We start from the raw sequence: 15,275 nt of genomic DNA, 5'->3' as shown, positions 1-15,275 counted from the left end.
TGTCGTTCAGCCGAGTTTGAAGGGATCACGGGTCGCGCCGGTCAGTTCGACCCACACGGACTTGTTCTCGGTGTATTCGTTGATTGCCTCGAGGCCGTTCTCCCGGCCCAGGCCACTGTCGCCGAAGCCGCCGAAGGGAACGTTGGGCGCCAGCACTCGATAGGCGTTGATCCACACGGTGCCGGCGCGCAGCTTTGCGGCCACCCGATGCGCGAGATGGACGTTGCTGGTCCACACCGCACCGGCGAGCCCGAACGGGGTGTCGTTGGCGAGGGCCAGCGCTTCCTCCTCGGTGCGGAACTTGTAGGCGGCCAACACCGGACCGAACACCTCTTCTCGCACGACGGTCATGTCGGGGGTGACGTCGGTGAACACGGTGGGCTGAACGAACAGTCCGCCTTGCTCGGTGCTGGGGCCACCGCCAGCGGCGACCGTCGCACCCTCTGCCACCGCGGTCTTCAGATAGCCGAGGACCTTCTCATACTGGGGGCGGTTCGCTACGGGCCCCATCTCGGTGTCGGCGTCGTTGGGGTCGCCGAGTTTGATGGCGCGGGCGCGTTCGGCGACCAGTTGAATCAGCCCGTCGTGGACGTCTTCGTGGACGATCAACCGGGACCCCGCCATGCAGGTCTGCCCGGTGGCGGCGAACACGCCGGCTATCAAGCCGTTGGCCGCCGCGGAGAGATCGGCGTCGGGGAAGACAATTTGCGGAGACTTCCCGCCGAGTTCCAAGGTGACCTTGTTCAGGTTCTCCGCTGCAGCCTTGGCCACGGCCCGTCCGGTCGTGGTGGAGCCGGTGAAGGCGACCTTGTCGACACCGCGGTGACGCGCTAGGTGTTCGCCGACTTCGCGGCTCGCGCCGCACACCACGTTGACCACACCGGGTGGGAAGCCGGCTTCGTCGACCAGTTCGGCGAACGCCAGGGTGGCTGCCGGAGAGTGCTCGGATGGCTTGATCACGAACGTGCAACCCGCGGCGAGGCCGACGGCGAGCTTGAAGGTCAGCAGGAGCAGCGGCGAATTCCACGGCGTGATCGCGGCGACCACACCAACCGGCTCACGGCGGGTGTAGACGAAGAAGTTCGGCTTGTCCGAGGGGATGGTGCGCCCCTCGAGCTTGTCGGCCAGCCCGGCGTAGTAGTAGTACCACTGCGGTAGGTAGTTCAGCTGTCCGATCATCTCGCGGTACAACTTGCCCGAGTCGGCAACCTCCAAGCGCGCCAACCGTTCTGCGTTGGCCGCAACCAGATCGCCCAGCCGGCGCAGCAACCGCGACCGCTCGAAGCCGGTCGCCTCACCCCACGGGCCCTGCAAGGCGGAGCGCGCCGCGTCGACGGCGAGATCGACGTCGTCGCTCGAACCGTCGGGCACTCGCGCCCACGCTCGGCCCAGGTACGGATTCTCGGTGTCGAACGTCTTTCCCGAACGAGCAGAGACGAATTCGCCGCCGATGAACATCTTGAACTCTTCGAGGCCCGGTTCGACGTCGGGCCGGGCGGTCGCGGGTGCAGCTGTCATAGTCGACTTCCCATGGTTCGTGTGTCGCAGGTCACCATGATCCGAAGATAGGACCGCCTCAGCCCCGTCGATAGCCGGTCAGTGCAGCGCATTGTCCGTTCCGTGCAGCGGCGCGACCGATTTTCACTTTGCGGATGATCGCTTGCCGTCTCGGGATAGTGAGCGCGGTCACAAACTGCCTACGGTCGGTGCGCGGAGACCGCCGACCGTAGGCACCTCAGGAGACGACGATGCAGGTTTCACACGTCACCCCCCAGCTCATGCGGACTGTGCTCGGGCACTTCTGCTCGGGCATCACCGTCATCACGACGATGAGCGACGGCGGCCCCATCGGCTTCACCTGCCAGTCATTTGGCTCGCTGTCTCTCGATCCTCCCCTGGTGATGTTCAGCCCGGGGCGCTCCTCGACGACCTGGCCGAGGATCCGTGACGTCGGCACCTTCGCGATCAACGTCCTCGCCGCTCACCACGACGGGCTCAGTAACGGCTTCGCTGTCTCGGGCGCCGACAAGTTCGCCGGTGTCAAGTGGTCACCCGGGTCGCTCGGGGCGCCGATCCTCGACGACGTGGTCGCGTGGGCCGAGTGCCGACTGTGGGCCGAATACGACGGGGGCGACCACACCATCGTGGCAGCCGAAGTACTCGACCTGCAGGCCAACTCGCAGGACCGACCACTCCTGTACTTCCGAGGCGCCTACCACCTTCCGCACCCGCACGACAACAACCACACCGGCCGACAGTGAGGGACCGCATGCCCACGACCTCTGCACCCGCCGACGCGTTGAGCCGACTCAGCGAAGCACTGACCGCGATCGCACACGGCGGCATGGTCCTCGTGGCCGACGACGCCGACCGCGAGAACGAGGGCGACCTGGTCATGGCTGCCGAATATGTCGACACCGATGACATGGTCTTCCTGCTTCGGCACGGCAGCGGCCTGGTCTGCACCCCGATGAGCGACGCGATCGCCGATGACCTCGGCTTGGACCTGATGGTCGCCACCAACACGGACAACCAGCAGACCGCCTTCACCGTCACCGTGGACGCCGTCTGCACTGGCACCGGAATCTCTGCGGCTGATCGAGCGGCCACTGTGCGTGCGCTGGCCGACAAGTCCACTGTGCCAGCCGATTTGCGCCGGCCCGGTCACGTGTTCCCGTTGCGGGCGCGCGCCGCGGGGGTTCTCGAACGCGCCGGACACACCGAGGCGTCGGTGGATCTGATGCGGCTGGCCGGGTGCCGCCAGGTCGCCGTCATCACCGAACTGGTGGCCGATGACGGCATTCCGATGTCTGGACCGGTCCTGACCGCGTTCGCCGCCGCCCACCAGATCCCGATGATCTCGGTCGCCGAGCTCGTCGAACACCGCCGACGCGTCGAGACCGGCGCGGTCCTTGGTGCCTCCGCGGCCATCCCCACCGATCACGGACTGTTCATCGCGCAGACCTACACCGCCGGCGACGGCGTCGACCATCTGGTGTTGTGCCATGGCGATGTTCGCAGCGCCTCGGCCACCGACGCCGGGGTCCTGGTTCGCGTCCACAGCGAGTGCCTCACCGGAGACGTCATCGGCTCCCGTCGCTGCGACTGCGGAAGCCAACTCGACGCCGCGCTCGCCGCGATCGCCGCCGAGGGCGCTGGCGTGCTGATCTACCTTCGCGGACAGGAGGGCCGGGGAATCGGCTTGGCGCACAAACTTGCCGCCTACACACTGCAGGAAACCGGCCACGACACCGTCGACGCCAACATTGCACTCGGCCTTCCGATTGACAGTCGCGACTACGACGTAAGTGCCGCCGTCCTACGGAAACTCGAGATCGACCGCATCCGCCTCATCACCAACAATCCTCGGAAGCTTCAGGCGCTCAACGCCAATGGCATCTCGATCACCGAGCGGATTTCCACCCCGCCGATTGCGAACGACGACAACATCACCTATCTGCGGACCAAGCGTGACCGCTTGGGCCACCTGCTCGATCTTCCCGTTGCCCTGCCCTGAAGACGTCCCCGGAAGGAACCGACCGTGATGGCCGACAACCTCACCTTCAAGATCCTGCGCGCTCACCTCACCGCAGGTGAATTGATCCCCGGTGCCGACATCTGCGTGCGCCCCGACCAGATCCTGCTCGAGGACGCCACCGGGACGATGGCCGCGATGCAGTTCGAGCAACTCGGGGCCGACTCGATCGAGGTTCCGCTGGCAGTCATGTACGTAGATCACAACGTGTTGCAGATCGACGACAAGAACATGCAGGACCATCGGTATCTGACCACCTTCTGTCAACGCTATGGCCTGCGCTATTCACCGGCTGGACATGGGATCTCGCACTACATTCACTTGGAGCGCTTCACCAGGCCCGGTGAATTGCTCCTCGGTGCCGACTCGCATACCTCGACGGCGGGGGCAGCCGCGATGTTCGCCACCGGTGCCGGTGGGCTCGAGGTCGCCGTGGCCATGGCTGGCCGCGGCTTCACCTTTCCCTGTCCTCGGGTCATCGGTGTCGAACTCCTCGGCGCGCTGCGTGACGCGGTCGAACCCAAGGATGTCGTCCTAGAGCTGTTGCGGCGCTATGACGTTCGCGGTGGACGCGGCGCGGTATTCGAGTTCTACGGCGCTGGCGTGGCCACGATCTCCACGTCGGGACGAGCGACCATCGCCAACATGATCATCGAAACCGGTGCCACCACGGCGGTCTTTCCCTCCGACGCCGAGACGGCGCGCTGGCTCGCCGAACAGGGACGCGATGGCGACTTCCGTGCGATGTGTGCGGACTCGGGCGCGACCTACGATGAGGAGATTCGGATCGACCTGACCGACCTGCGCCCCCTCGTGGCCGTGCCGCACTCTCCCGGCAACGTGATCGCCGTCGACGAACTGCCCGACACGCCGGTCACGCAGGTGTGCGTGGGTTCGTCGGTGAACAGCTCGTATGAGGACCTCGCGACGGTGGCTGCGGCTCTGCGCGGGCGCACCGTGCATCCACGGGTCTCGCTCACGGTGACCCCCGGGTCGCGCCAAATCCTCAACACCATCATCGAATCCGGTGTCTACCAGGATCTGCTGCAGGCCGGTGCCCGCATGCTCGAACCCATCTGCGGCCCCTGCGTCGGTATCGGTCAGGCTCCGCTGCAGGGAGCGGCATCGCTGCGCACGTTCAACCGCAACTTTCCCGGCCGAAGTGGAACCGCCGAAGATCAGGTCTATCTGTGTAGCCCGTCGACCGCGGCGGCCAGCGCTCTCACCGGACGAATCACCGACCCCACGGCGCGCGGGTCAATCACGCTTCGCCCCGCCGCCGCGCCGGACGTCTCGATTCACGACCACCACATCACCGTCCCGCTGCCCGCCCGCGAGCGGGCCTCGGTGATCGTCGAGCGCGGGCCGAACCTCGTCGCACCAGCCCCACCGACACCGGTCCCGGACGGCCTCACCGCGCGCGTGCTGATCGACGTCGGCGACGACGTCTCCACCGGCGACATGGCGCCCGACGGCGCGATCGCGATGTCCGTGTGGTCCAACATCGCCATCTGCGCCCGATATATGTTCCAGCGCTTCGACGCCGAATTCCACGACCGGGCACGTCGATGGGGCGGCGGCATCATCGTCGGCGGACACAACTACGGCCAGGGGTCATCGCGCGAGCATGCCGCCTTGATACCAGCACATCTCGGAGTGAAGCTCATCGCCGCCCGCAGTTATGCCCGCATCCATCGGCGCAACCTGATAGCCGTGGGCATTGTGCCGCTCGTCCTGCCTGACGACACCCCGCAGATCGACGTGGGTCAGGAGTGGACCGTCACAGGGTTGCGGCAGGCCCTGAGTGACGGACGCGAGGAGTTGTCGGTCGTCACCGGCGATCGGACACAATTCTCGGTCACCATCGATTTGACTGCCGGAGAACGCGAGACCCTGCTCGCCGGTGGGCTTCTCGCGCAGGTCGGGAACTACGATCCAGCCATCGCGAGCAGGGGGGTCCCCGCGTGAGCGCGAACCGCGCCGCCGGCGGGCTCGACGTCTCCGCCGATCACCTCTACCGTCAGCGGCTGTGGTCATTCCTGGAGGGCAATCAGGGACGACTCCCCGCCCTGGCCGACGCGCGCTCACAGACATTCGACCCCGAAGCGGTCCTGGCCCGGCGCCGCGCTCAAACACTGCTCTACGACGCTGGATACGTCGGCATCACCTGGCCGTGGCGTTACGGCGGTCGCAATGGCTCGCCGGCACAGCAGGCGATCGTCACCGAGGAACTGGCGGCCGCTTCCCTGGCGCATCTCCTCGACACCCCGGCTCTACGGGTCTGCGGGCCGCTGATCGTGGCCTACGGAACCGACGACGTCAAGGCGCGCTACCTGCGACGACTGCTGCGCGGCGATGACCTGTGGTGTTCATTGACTGACCAACGGGGTGCTGCTGGTGACCTCGTCGGCCAAGACCTGGCAGCCGAGTGCTGGGACGACGGGACCTGGCACGTCGCCGGCCGGATCCTCTGCACCGCCCACGCTCTGCACGCCGATAACGGGCTGCTCGCGGCGCAGCTCACACCACCGCGAGGGGTGCGCCCGCGGCGCGCGCACTTCATCGTCGCGATGGGAAGCCCTGGCATCACGGTATCTGCGCTTCACCCGGGCGCCGGCGGCGCGCAGTGCGCCCAGGTGATCTTCGACGACGTGGCGATCAACGATCGGCAGCGACTTGTCGTGGTCACCCGGGGTGATGGAGCACCTGCCACCTGACCCCCGGGATCACCGCTATGAGGTCACCCCCCTTCGGTGGTGGTTGCCTCGATCTTCACCGCTTCGACGGCGCCAGCTCGAGCACCTTTTGGTGGCGATCTCATCCCGGTTGGCGACCAGAACTTCGTTGTACATGGCTGGCCTTCACTGGCGCCGCGACGATTGGGGCACCACGACGATTGGTGACATCGCCGATTGCGCGCCGACACCTCAGCCGGCGCCGACCCTGCCCATCGTCGGTACCCATTCCACGACCGACAATTCGTCCACCAAGTCTTCCCGGAGGAAGGGATCGTCGTCGAACCAGTTCCGAACCGATTCACGGTCAGGAGCCTCGACGACCGCCATTGCCCCCGTCCCGTCCGGGTAGGGGCCGCCGACTAGGAGTCGCTCCTGCTCGAGCAGCCCGCGAAGCCACTCGCGGTGAGCTGCCCGGTGGTCGTCGCGACCGGGCGCGCTCGCTGAGGAGAAGCTGTACTGAACGATGAAGAGCGCCATGGTCTGTTCCGCCATTTCTGAGCTGAAGAATTCGATTCCCGTTGCACCAGTGGATCTTTGGCGCGCATGTCGGCGTGTACCGCCGTCAGTGACCTCGTGCGATCCACTCTTCGAGGTATGGGGACTCGGCGCCGATCGTGGTGCCCTCGCCGTGGCCGGTGTTGACGCGGGTGTTCGTCGGCAGCGAGAACAACCGGTCCCGGATGGAACCGATGATGGTGGGAAAGTCCGAGTACGAGCGTCCGGTCGCGCCGGGGCCACCGGCGAACAGGGTGTCACCGCTGAACAGCTGGCCCGCTTCTGGAACGTAGAAGCACGTCGATCCGTGTGAATGCCCGGGAGTGTGGATGACCTCGACTTCCGTGCCGGCCACGCCGATCCTCGGGTGGCTCTCGACAGACCAGAACGAGGCCTCCGGATGCGTCGCCTTCCACAAGACGGCGTCGGCCGGGTGCAGCAGTACCGGCGCGCACAGTTCGACGCCGAGTTCGGGTGCCACTGTGATGTGGTCATTGTGCCCGTGGGTACAGAGCACCGCTACCACGTTGCGATCGCCCACCGCGTCGATGATCGCTGCCGTCTCGTGGGCGGCGTCGACGACGACGACCTCCTGATCGTCGCCGACGATCCACACGTTGTTCGACACCTCCCACGTCTGGCCATCGATGCTGAATTCGCCGGTGGTGACTACCTTTTCCGTCCGAAACGAGCCGTTCACAGCACCACTACCGAACGCAGCACGCGACCGTCGTGCATCGCAGTGAAGGCCTTCTCCACGTCGTCGATCGAGATCCGCTCGGAGACGAACTTCTCTAGTGGCAGGCGGCCTTGACGGTACAAGTCCACCAGGGCCGGGAAGTCGCGGTCGGGTAGGCAGTCGCCATACCACGACGACTTGAGCGATCCGCCCCGAGAGAAGATGTCGATCAAGGGCAGCTCAATGGTCATCTCCGGCGTCGGCACTCCGACCAGCACCACGGTGCCGGCCAAATCACGGGCGTAGAAGGCCTGCTTCCATGTCTCGGGCCGGCCGACCGCGTCGATCACGACGTCGGCGCCAAAGCCGCCGGTCAGCTCGCGCACCGCCTCCACCACGTCGAGCTGAGTTGCATCCACGGTATGGGTGGCACCGAGATCGGTGGCCCACTGCAGCTTCTTCTCGTCGCGATCGACCGCGATGATCGTCGACGCACCAGCGAGCCGGGCGCCCGCGATCGCGGCATCCCCGACGCCGCCACACCCGATGACCGCGACCGAATCGCCGCGTCCCACCGCTGCGGTGTTCATCGCCGCACCCAACCCGGCCATGACGCCGCATCCCAGCAGACCCACCACGGCAGGGTCGGACTCGGGATCCACCTTGGTGCATTGACCCTCGTGCACGAGGGTCTTGTCGGCGAACGCGCCGATCCCGAGGGCTGGTGTCAGTTCCGTGCCGTCGGTCAGCGTCATCTTCTTCGATGCGTTGTGAGTGTCGAAGCAGTAAATCGGCTTTCCCTTCTTGCACGCTCGGCACTGCCCGCACACCGCACGCCAGTTCAAGACGACGAAGTCGCCGACGTTCACCAGCGTGACCGCTTGACCGACGGACTCGACGGTGCCAGCGGCCTCGTGGCCAAGCAAGAAGGGGAAGTCGTCGTTGATGCCGCCCTCGCGGTAGTGCAGATCGGTGTGGCACACACCGCATGCCGCGATCGCCACGACGACGTCGTGCGGTCCCGGATCCGGAATGACGACCTGTTCCCGTGACACGGGCTGGCCGACGCCTTTGGCGACCACACCGTGAACTGTTTGACTCATGGGTTTCCCTTCCTCTTTCCGTGTGCGGCGGGCATATCGCAGGTGGGCACGGGCCGGCACACGCCGACGCTGGGCCAGGTCCCGACGGGGTCGCGCGTCCCGCGAGTGGCCTGCACCACCGAATCACGCTTGGCAGCAGTCAATTTCGCGGAACACGGGCCGCGGTCGCTCGCGGTGTCACGGGCAGCCCGCTCACGTGTCAGAGGCGGCACGCAACGTCGACGGCGCCCTCGACAGTATTGGCGCAGGCAAACGAACTGTCAACAGATATTCGAAATATGACATTAGTTTCGAACGCGGGGCCCGCCCCCCGCGCGACGTGCTGGGGCATGCTGCCGCGCCTACTGGCGGATCACCGAGTCGGTATCACCCGCCCACCCGGTGTTCGGCGCAGACATACTTAGGTTCGAGGGTGTGCGCCGGCGACGAGCTGTCGCGAGATTGCGCGCGCCACGGTGAGCAGGGCTGCGCGAAGTTCGCCGGCGGCAACCTCGTGCGCCCAAGTGATCACCGACAGAGCGGCGACGACTTCGCCCCCAGCCGCCCGGATTGGGGCCGCCACCGAGCTCATCGTGTCCAGGAACTCGTTCGTGAAGGTTCTGTGTACCACAGCCAAGTTATCTCGTCGTATGACCGCCAGTGCCGCCCGCAGTTCCCTTGCGGGCAACGGGGTTCGCTCTGGCTCAAGGACCAACGTGCGCGCCAGAATCTCCTCCTGCAAGTCTCGCGGAGCGTGAGCCAACAGGACGCGTCCGACCCCGGTTGAGTGCAACGGCATCGAACCCCCGACGTGGTAAAGCACCGCGCCGGAGCCGCGGGCAGATAGCCGCTCCACCATCACGGCCCGATCCCCTTCGCGGACGGCAAGCATGACGTGTTGTCGCGTCACGGCGTGCAGATCCTCCATGTACGGCATGGCGATCGTCCGCAGCTCGTATACGCGGGGGGCCAATGCTGCCAGCTCGAGAAGGCGCAAGCCCAGCACGTAACGGCCGTCATCGCGCTTCTCGAGTGCGCCGAGGGATACCAGTGCGCTGGCTAGCCGATGGGCGGTTGGTTTGGGGAGGGCTGCGCGGACCGCGATGTTCGCGAGACCGAGTTCTTCTCCTGGGACGTCGAAGGCACCGAGGACGCGGAAAACTCGGTCCACTACCGACTCGTGGGCCTCACCGCGGGCCATTGCATCTCCTGTCGCACCGATGCCAGACGGATTCGTCGTTTCAACCAATGAAATCACACCCCCGCACCCATGGTCAGGACGGCGATGCTGTGACGGCTATAACACCCGACGACCGTAGAGGACACACAGATGGCGCTCGAGACGCCCGTGCTGATCGTCGGCGCTGGCCCCTCTGGCCTGGCGGCGGCGTGCGAACTCGCTCATCAGGGGGTGGCCTGCCTGGTCGCCGAACCCCGCACCTCGGTCTCGGTGGGCCGGCCGCGCGCCAAGACCACCTCGATACGGACGATGGAACTGTTCCGCCGCTGGGGAATCGCCACCGCCATCCGCGAGGCGGCTCCCCTCAATCCCAACTGGTCGGATCGGGTCGTGTTCGCCGATGCGCTCACCGGCCACGCCATCACCGAGTTCACCGACTGCTTTGGACTCTGCAGTACCGCTGCCTCGCCCGAAGTCGGGCAGCAGATACCCCAACCGCTGGTCGAAGAGGTCTTGCGCGCCCACCTGGCCACCAACCCCCTCGTCGACTTCCTGTGGGGTGCCCGCCTCATCGATTTGGACACCTCACAGTCCGATCGCGTCACTGCCCGGCTCGACGATGGTCAGCGGTCCATCACAGTCCAGGCCGACTACGTTCTGGGATGCGACGGCCCGTCAAGTCCGACGCGCCAGTCAACCGGAATAGAGCTGCGGGGCGAATCCGATCCGCGACCGAACTTCAACGCGGTGTTCCACGCCCCCCAGCTGCGCACCGACCTCGGCGATGCGGTGCAGTACTGGATCGTCAACGAGCGGACCTCGGGGTTGATCGGCCGCCTCGATCTCGATGGCACCTGGTGGGCGATCATGCCGGGCGTCGACGCAGAACAAGGCCGGGCTCACGTCTCACGACTGCTCGAAAACCTCGTTGGAGGGCCCTTCCCCCACCATGTCCTGTCCACCGATTCATGGAACGCGCGAATGACAGTCGCCGACAGCTACCGAAAAGACAGGGTCTTCCTCGTCGGCGAAGCTGCACACCAAAACCCACCCTTCGGCGGCCACGGCTACAACACCTGCATCGGAGATGCGGTCAACCTGTCCTGGAAACTGGCAGGAGTGCTCGCCGGCTGGGCCGATCCAGGGCTGCTTAACACCTACGAGCAGGAACGAAAACCGATCGCGCAGATCACCATCGCCGCGGCCCGCCAAAACATGGGCGGTTTGCCAGGCGACTTCGCGCGCCAGGCCGCCCAAGGAACCAACCGAGTGACGCTCGCCGAACACATCCAACGATCCAAGTTCAGTGAATTCCACAGCGCAGGACTCGTTCTGGGATACACGTACGGCCAACCCAGCCCCGACACGACCGTCCACCAGGCCAACCAAAAGTCCGCTGTCCCAACCGACCTCGACCACTACACACCCAACACCGAAGTCGGCAGCCGACTCCCCCACTGCCTAGACGATCAACAACGACCCCTATTCGACGCACTCGGACGCGGATTCACACTGCTAGGCCCCGAACCACACTCCCCCGCCGCCATCGCAACCCGCAACCAAGCCCACACATTCAACCTTCCCCTCGACATCGTCGAAAGGCCAACAACCCTGCCCGCCCCATACGACTGGCTACTCATACGACCTGACCAACACATCGCCTGGCACGGCAACCACATCGACCAAACCGCAATCATCACCGCAATGTGGCCAACCGCCACATACCAAGAAATACATGCCGGAGTTCGTTCTCGTGATCCCGCAGACATGAACTCACCAATGTTGCAGCGAAGGACCGGGGCGACGCAGAACGCCGCTCATACCGACATGTCAAATCACACCAGGAGTGGAATTCATGAATAAGACCATGCTCGATGTCCCCGAGTCCGACGTCGATCTCTTTGCTCTCGACGCTCTGCTCGATCCATATCCGTTGTACGAAGAGTTGCGTGCCGGCGGACCGGCCGTCTGGCTCAACAAGCTCGGCCTCTTTGCGATCCCGCGTTATGAACAGCTGCGGACCATCGCCCGCGATCCGGATTCCTTCTCCTCCGCGAGCGGGGTCATGTTCAACGACACCGTCAATGCCGCGATGCGCGGTAGGGCGATCATCTGCACCGATCCGCCGCAGCACACCGCCATCCGGCGCGTCATCCGCCACCCGATCGGACCGGACACAGTCCGGAATCTCGCGGACATCCTCAACCAGGAAGCCCAGGCCGTCGTCGACCGCTTGGTCGAGGCCGGCGAGTTCGACGGAGTCACCGACTTTGCCTACCACCTCCCGCTCACCGTCATCTCCCGGCTGGTCGGCATTCCGGAGACCGGGCGCGAGCGCATGCTCGACTGGGCATCGGCGCTCTTCCAGGGCGCGGGACCGGACAATCCGGCCTCGCGGGCGGCGTTCCCCACACTGATGGATATGCTCCGCTACCAGGAGGAGGAGGCAGTCCCGCCAAACCTGCGCCCCGGCGGATGGGCGCAGGCGATCTACGACGCGGCCGACCGCGGCGAGATCGACCGCTCATCGTGTGCTGGCATGATGTCGGCCTATCTGGCTCCGAGCCTGGACACCACCATCAACGGCATCAGCAGCGCGATGATGCTATTCGGGCAACACCCGGAACAGTGGGATCTCATCCGCGAGGACCCGAGCCTCATCCCCAATGCGGTGAACGAGGCACTGCGGCTCGAGTCGCCGCTTCAACGCTTCAGCCGTCTGGCCACCCGCGACTATGCCGTGGGCGACATCACCATTCCCGAAGGTACGCGGGTGATGTTGCTCTTCGGGTCCGCCAATCGTGACGAGCGCCGCTGGGAGGACCCGACGCGCTTCGACGTTCGGCGACCGCGCGTCTCCGAACACGTTGCCTTCGGGTTCGGACCGCACACCTGCCTGGGATCGAACCTGGCCCGTCTGGAAATGCGCGCGCTGTTCGAAGCGCTGAGCGCCCGCGTCGAGCGCTTCGAGATCTCCGATCTCGTCCGCTCGACCAACCAGCTGCTGCGCGGACTCACATCCATGCGGGTCAAGCTCGTGAGCTGACCGGACCAATGCCCCCGTTCCAGCCCGAGTGCGACCGACGCATCCCGAAGCGGGCCGAAAGTTCAAGTACTTCAGCGCTTTTCGAGTCTTCTAGGTGCCAAAGTTCCCGTGTGTCATCGACATCGTCGGTCGGCCATCAGCGGAGCCCTACTCACGTGGCCACCGAGCGTCGGACAGTTCGTGAGACCCGGCGTCGAGCCGCCTGGGCACCGATTTCACTGCGCCAGAACGGCAATCACGTATCACCACAGATGCCGTCGCGGCGGCGCTCGAGACGCCCGTGCTGATCATCGGCGCTGGCTCCTCCGGTTGGCGGGGGCAGTCGAACTCGCCCATCAAGGCCCGCGTGCATCTCTTGTGCAGGCGGAGGGCACGTCCCTCCGGGGATACGGGAGCGGGCTGGAGGATGAAAGCCTTGCCACCGGTCAGCAAGTGGTAGACCGGCCGAGGCCGCGATCAGCCCGACTCATCGCACACACCCATGAGAACGCCGCATCAAACAGGAAACGACCAAGAGGAGAATAGGAAGATGTCGCAGCCACCTGACCTGGCCGAGAGGGACCCGGCAGCTGGGGCCCCGGCCGGCGGGAATAGGGTTCCCGTCCCGCCCACGCCCATGTGGAACAGCCGGTTCATCGAAGTAGACGGGATCCGAACCCATTATTTGGAAGCCGGTGACGGACCACCCCTGGTGCTCCTGCACAGCGGTGAGTACGGCGGCTGCGCGGAGTTCAGCTGGGAGTACATCCTTCCCGGCCTGGCCGAGCACCATCGGGTGATCGCGCCCGACTGGCTCGGTTTCGGCAAGACCGACAAGATTCACGACTTCGGCGGGAAGCGGGCGCGGATGCTCTCCCACATGCGACGCTTCCTCGCAGTGATGGCGATCGACAGGGCCGACTTCCTGGGCAACTCGATGGGTGCAACGTGGCTCACTCAAGAGGTGGCGGCCAACCCAGCACGTCTACCGGCCGACCGGATCGTGGTGATCAGCGGCGCCGGCTTCGTCCCTGACAACGAGTACCGTCGCAAGACACTGGAGTTCGACTGCACGATGGAGTCGATGAGTGGTCTGGTATCGGCGCTCTTCGTCGACGACGTCTGGCACACCGACACCGAGTACGTCAGGCGCCGCTACGAGATGAGCATCGCCCCCGGTGCATGGGAGTCGGTTGCCGCGGCGCGCTTCAAGTCGCCGCTCATCCCAGCCCGCAGCGACTTTGGGCAGCCCGATACGACCGTGTACGAGAACCTGAAGGTGCCGACGCTGTTGATCGCCGGGCTGGAGGACCGACTGCGCGAACCGGGCTACGCCCGCGTGCTGGCCGAACGGATCCCCGACTCGCGCCTCGTCGAGATCCCCGACTGCGGGCACTGCGCCAACATCGAACGCCCCGAGCGCGTCCTGACCGCGGTCCAAGAATTCTTCGCCGAAAGGAACCCGAAATGATTGACGGCATCCCAGTCCTCGACGCGGTAGTCCACGCCTACAACCTGGATCCACGCAACTACGCGACGAAGTACGCGGACATCGTCGCCGCGGTGGTACATGGTTCGGTGGTGGCCGCGACGCGACCCGGCTACATGATCAGCCGAGAGGACTACCTCAGCAACTGGTCGATGGACGACCTGACCAACCTGCTCTTCCTCGAGAGCTCGACCGACCTCGCGGTCAACCATGTCCTGCCCATCTTCGCCTTCAAGGACGGGCTCTGCTCCTACGAGAAGGCCGCCGAGGCCAACAAGCGCTGGCCGGACCGGTTCATCACCTATTGCGGGGTCGATCCGATGTCCGGAAAGCAGGGCCTCGACGAGCTCGAGCGCCAAGTCGAGGAGCTCAACCCGGTTGGGCTCAAGCTCTACCCGGAGAGCTGGCTGACTCCGGAAACCAAGGGCTGGATGATGGACGACCCTGAGGTGGCATTCCCGTTCTTCGCCAAGGCCGAAGAGCTCGGCCTCAGGGTGGTGGCAATTCACAAAGCGGTACCACTGGGACCATCCCCGCTCGAGTATTACCGCGTGGACGACATCGATCGCGCCGCAATCGCCTTTCCGAACCTGAATTTCGAGGTAGTACACGGCGGCATGGCTTTCCTCGAGGAGAGCGCCTGGCAGGTCGCGCGCTTCCACAACGTGTACATCAACTTGGAGATCACCACCTCACTGCTGGGCCTGAAGAAGCCCCTATTCGCCCAAGCTCTAGCTAGTCTGCTGACCTACGGCGGGGAGCAAGCCCTCGACAAGATCCTCTGGGGAACCGGCGCGATGGCGTTTCATCCCCAGCCCTTCATCGAGACGTTCGTCCGTGATTTCCAGTTCAGCCAAGAGCAGCTCGCATCGGGTGCACCCGAGCTGACGCCTGAGCGTAAGCGAAAGATCTTGGCGGAGAACTATGCCCGTATGATCGACCTCGACCTCCAGGAGCGGCTGGACCGGATCCGTGGTGACGAGTTCGACCAGCGTCGGGGCGAGGGTATCCACGCCCCGTTTACCACGACCAGCATGACTGCGGTGACCTAA

Annotated in this window: 13 protein-coding genes; 8 read left to right on the top strand and 5 right to left on the bottom strand. The window is 65.3% G+C overall.

Annotated features, from left to right (window positions below):
* Positions 1-6: 6 nt before the first annotated feature.
* Complete coding sequence (locus D6M19_RS17960; RefSeq protein WP_123026586.1) at positions 7-1,518, bottom strand: aldehyde dehydrogenase; 1,512 nt, start codon at positions 1,516-1,518, stop codon at positions 7-9.
* Between the two features lie 230 nt (positions 1,519-1,748).
* Here D6M19_RS17960 and D6M19_RS17955 point away from each other — a divergent pair, with 230 nt between their 5' ends.
* Genes D6M19_RS17955 through D6M19_RS17940 form a run of 4 tightly spaced genes read left to right on the top strand, consistent with a single transcriptional unit; the run spans position 1,749 to position 6,252 of the window.
* Positions 1,749-2,261 (top strand): flavin reductase family protein, encoded by a 513-nt coding sequence (locus D6M19_RS17955; protein ID WP_234834914.1) that lies wholly within the window; start codon positions 1,749-1,751, stop codon positions 2,259-2,261.
* Positions 2,262-2,269: 8 nt separating this feature from the next.
* Positions 2,270-3,517: a 3,4-dihydroxy-2-butanone-4-phosphate synthase gene (ribB, locus tag D6M19_RS17950; RefSeq protein WP_123026585.1), complete on the top strand. Its 1,248-nt coding sequence runs from the start codon at positions 2,270-2,272 to the stop codon at positions 3,515-3,517.
* 27 nt (positions 3,518-3,544) lie between these two features.
* Complete coding sequence (locus tag D6M19_RS17945) at positions 3,545-5,503, top strand: aconitate hydratase (protein WP_123026584.1); 1,959 nt, start codon at positions 3,545-3,547, stop codon at positions 5,501-5,503.
* Positions 5,500-6,252, top strand: coding sequence for an acyl-CoA dehydrogenase family protein (locus tag D6M19_RS17940; protein WP_164478557.1), 753 nt, complete (start codon positions 5,500-5,502; stop codon positions 6,250-6,252). The genes D6M19_RS17945 and D6M19_RS17940 overlap by 4 nt, the downstream gene beginning before the upstream one ends.
* Positions 6,253-6,462: 210 nt before the next feature.
* On the opposite strand, the gene D6M19_RS17935 is transcribed toward D6M19_RS17940, so the two are convergent.
* The 4 genes from D6M19_RS17935 to D6M19_RS17920 all read right to left on the bottom strand — a co-directional run bounded on the left by D6M19_RS17935 (position 6,463) and on the right by D6M19_RS17920 (position 9,730).
* Positions 6,463-6,765, bottom strand: coding sequence for a YciI family protein (locus D6M19_RS17935; protein ID WP_234834913.1), 303 nt, complete (start codon positions 6,763-6,765; stop codon positions 6,463-6,465).
* Positions 6,766-6,835: 70 nt separating this feature from the next.
* Complete coding sequence (locus tag D6M19_RS17930) at positions 6,836-7,468, bottom strand: MBL fold metallo-hydrolase (protein ID WP_123026582.1); 633 nt, start codon at positions 7,466-7,468, stop codon at positions 6,836-6,838.
* Complete coding sequence (locus D6M19_RS17925; RefSeq protein WP_123026581.1) at positions 7,465-8,550, bottom strand: S-(hydroxymethyl)mycothiol dehydrogenase; 1,086 nt, start codon at positions 8,548-8,550, stop codon at positions 7,465-7,467. Before D6M19_RS17925 ends, D6M19_RS17930 begins: the two co-directional genes overlap by 4 nt.
* A gap of 400 nt (positions 8,551-8,950) precedes the next feature.
* On the bottom strand, positions 8,951-9,730 hold the full coding sequence (locus D6M19_RS17920; RefSeq protein WP_123026580.1) for an IclR family transcriptional regulator: 780 nt from the start codon (positions 9,728-9,730) through the stop codon (positions 8,951-8,953).
* Positions 9,731-9,859: 129 nt separating this feature from the next.
* On the opposite strand from D6M19_RS17920, the gene D6M19_RS17915 reads away from it, so the two are divergent.
* The 4 genes from D6M19_RS17915 to D6M19_RS17900 all read left to right on the top strand — a co-directional run bounded on the left by D6M19_RS17915 (position 9,860) and on the right by D6M19_RS17900 (position 15,275).
* Positions 9,860-11,572: an FAD-dependent monooxygenase gene (locus D6M19_RS17915; RefSeq protein ID WP_123026579.1), complete on the top strand. Its 1,713-nt coding sequence runs from the start codon at positions 9,860-9,862 to the stop codon at positions 11,570-11,572.
* A 70-nt stretch (positions 11,573-11,642) separates the two neighbouring features.
* Positions 11,643-12,755, top strand: a complete 1,113-nt coding sequence (locus D6M19_RS17910; protein ID WP_234834912.1) for a cytochrome P450 — start codon at positions 11,643-11,645, stop codon at positions 12,753-12,755.
* A gap of 529 nt (positions 12,756-13,284) precedes the next feature.
* A complete protein-coding gene (locus D6M19_RS17905; RefSeq protein WP_206428557.1) occupies positions 13,285-14,205 on the top strand; it encodes an alpha/beta fold hydrolase in 921 nt (306 codons plus the stop codon).
* The gene (locus D6M19_RS17900) at positions 14,202-15,275 is read left to right on the top strand and encodes an amidohydrolase family protein (protein ID WP_123026577.1); all 1,074 of its coding nucleotides are present in this window, start codon (positions 14,202-14,204) and stop codon (positions 15,273-15,275) included. The genes D6M19_RS17905 and D6M19_RS17900 overlap by 4 nt, the downstream gene beginning before the upstream one ends.

It is taken from the genome of Mycolicibacterium stellerae (assembly GCF_003719305.1).
GTDB classification, from domain to species: domain Bacteria; phylum Actinomycetota; class Actinomycetes; order Mycobacteriales; family Mycobacteriaceae; genus Mycobacterium; species Mycobacterium stellerae.
This window is presented reverse-complemented; position numbering and strand designations above follow the sequence as displayed.

Excerpts from the sequence above, each read along its gene's own strand:
- D6M19_RS17960 (WP_123026586.1), bottom strand. The coding sequence starts at position 1,518 with ATGACAGCTGCACCCGCGACCGCCCGGCCCGACGTCGAACCGGGCCTC.
- D6M19_RS17955 (WP_234834914.1), top strand. The coding sequence starts at position 1,749 with ATGCAGGTTTCACACGTCACCCCCCAGCTCATGCGGACTGTGCTCGGG.
- ribB (WP_123026585.1), top strand. The coding sequence starts at position 2,270 with ATGCCCACGACCTCTGCACCCGCCGACGCGTTGAGCCGACTCAGCGAA.
- D6M19_RS17945 (WP_123026584.1), top strand. The coding sequence starts at position 3,545 with ATGGCCGACAACCTCACCTTCAAGATCCTGCGCGCTCACCTCACCGCA.
- D6M19_RS17935 (WP_234834913.1), bottom strand. The coding sequence starts at position 6,765 with ATGGCGGAACAGACCATGGCGCTCTTCATCGTTCAGTACAGCTTCTCC.
- D6M19_RS17925 (WP_123026581.1), bottom strand. The coding sequence starts at position 8,550 with ATGAGTCAAACAGTTCACGGTGTGGTCGCCAAAGGCGTCGGCCAGCCC.
- D6M19_RS17920 (WP_123026580.1), bottom strand. The coding sequence starts at position 9,730 with ATGGCCCGCGGTGAGGCCCACGAGTCGGTAGTGGACCGAGTTTTCCGC.
- D6M19_RS17915 (WP_123026579.1), top strand. The coding sequence starts at position 9,860 with ATGGCGCTCGAGACGCCCGTGCTGATCGTCGGCGCTGGCCCCTCTGGC.
- D6M19_RS17905 (WP_206428557.1), top strand. The coding sequence starts at position 13,285 with ATGTCGCAGCCACCTGACCTGGCCGAGAGGGACCCGGCAGCTGGGGCC.
- D6M19_RS17900 (WP_123026577.1), top strand. The coding sequence starts at position 14,202 with ATGATTGACGGCATCCCAGTCCTCGACGCGGTAGTCCACGCCTACAAC.